We start from the raw sequence: 1075 nt of genomic DNA, 5'->3' as shown, positions 1-1075 counted from the left end.
TTCGTATAAGGAGGTGATCCAGCCCCAGGTTCCCCTAGGGCTACCTTGTTACGACTTCACCCCAGTCATGAACCACAAAGTGGTGAGCGTCCTCCCGAAGGTTAAACTACCCACTTCTTTTGCAGCCCACTCCCATGGTGTGACGGGCGGTGTGTACAAGGCCCGGGAACGTATTCACCGTAGCATTCTGATCTACGATTACTAGCGATTCCGACTTCATGGAGTCGAGTTGCAGACTCCAATCCGGACTACGACGCACTTTTTGGGATTCGCTCACTTTCGCAAGTTGGCTGCCCTCTGTATGCGCCATTGTAGCACGTGTGTAGCCCTACTCGTAAGGGCCATGATGACTTGACGTCGTCCCCACCTTCCTCCGGTTTATCACCGGCAGTCTCCCTGGAGTTCCCGACATTACTCGCTGGCAAACAAGGATAAGGGTTGCGCTCGTTGCGGGACTTAACCCAACATTTCACAACACGAGCTGACGACAGCCATGCAGCACCTGTCTCAGAGCTCCCGAAGGCACACCTGCGTCTCCGCTGGCTTCTCTGGATGTCAAGAGTAGGTAAGGTTCTTCGCGTTGCATCGAATTAAACCACATGCTCCACCGCTTGTGCGGGCCCCCGTCAATTCATTTGAGTTTTAATCTTGCGACCGTACTCCCCAGGCGGTCTACTTAACGCGTTAGCTCCGAAAGCCACGGCTCAAGGCCACAACCTCCAAGTAGACATCGTTTACGGCGTGGACTACCAGGGTATCTAATCCTGTTTGCTCCCCACGCTTTCGCATCTGAGTGTCAGTATCTGTCCAGGGGGCCGCCTTCGCCACCGGTATTCCTTCAGATCTCTACGCATTTCACCGCTACACCTGAAATTCTACCCCCCTCTACAGTACTCTAGTCCGCCAGTTTCAAATGCAGTTCCGAGGTTGAGCCCCGGGCTTTCACATCTGACTTAACGAACCACCTGCATGCGCTTTACGCCCAGTAATTCCGATTAACGCTCGCACCCTCCGTATTACCGCGGCTGCTGGCACGGAGTTAGCCGGTGCTTCTTCTGCAGCTAACGTCAAACGA

Annotated in this window: 1 rRNA gene; it reads right to left on the bottom strand. The window is 54.1% G+C overall.

The window, feature by feature from the left end:
* Positions 1-6: 6 nt before the first annotated feature.
* Positions 7-1075 (bottom strand): 16S ribosomal RNA (locus tag MMA19_RS26420); the annotation flags it as partial.

Origin of the sequence: Vibrio sp. CyArs1, from assembly GCF_022432925.1 — a bacterium.
GTDB classification, from domain to species: domain Bacteria; phylum Pseudomonadota; class Gammaproteobacteria; order Enterobacterales; family Vibrionaceae; genus Vibrio; species Vibrio mediterranei.
The sequence above is the reverse complement of the archived record's forward strand: the minus strand, read 5'-3'. Positions and strand labels throughout refer to the sequence as shown.